Origin of the sequence: Citrobacter sp. CK180, from assembly GCF_030333655.1 — a bacterium.
Lineage (GTDB): Bacteria > Pseudomonadota > Gammaproteobacteria > Enterobacterales > Enterobacteriaceae > Citrobacter_B > Citrobacter_B koseri.
In genome coordinates, this window is the sequence record NZ_JAOWFM010000011.1 from 1 (window position 1) to 285 (window position 285).

The 285-nt window shown below is 46.7% G+C and carries 1 tRNA gene; it reads right to left on the reverse strand.

Annotated elements, in window-relative coordinates:
• Nucleotides 1–151: 151 nt before the first annotated feature.
• Nucleotides 152–227 (reverse strand) — tRNA-Glu (locus OGV50_RS00415).
• Nucleotides 228–285 lie beyond the last annotated feature (58 nt).

Consider the following 285-nt stretch of genomic DNA (forward strand, 5'->3'; position numbering starts at 1 on the left):
TGCGAAAATTTGAGAGACTCATACACACTTTACGTGTGTCGTTTCAATTTTCAGCTTGATCCAGATTTTTAAAGAGCAAATATCTCAAACGTCACCCGAAGATGAGTTTTGAGATATTAAGGCAGGTGACTTTCACTCACGAACCAGCAAGTGGCGTCCCCTAGGGGATTCGAACCCCTGTTACCGCCGTGAAAGGGCGGTGTCCTGGGCCTCTAGACGAAGGGGACACTGAAGTCTCAATCGCAAGACGCCTTGCTTCTTTCTTTTCATCAGACAATCTGTGTG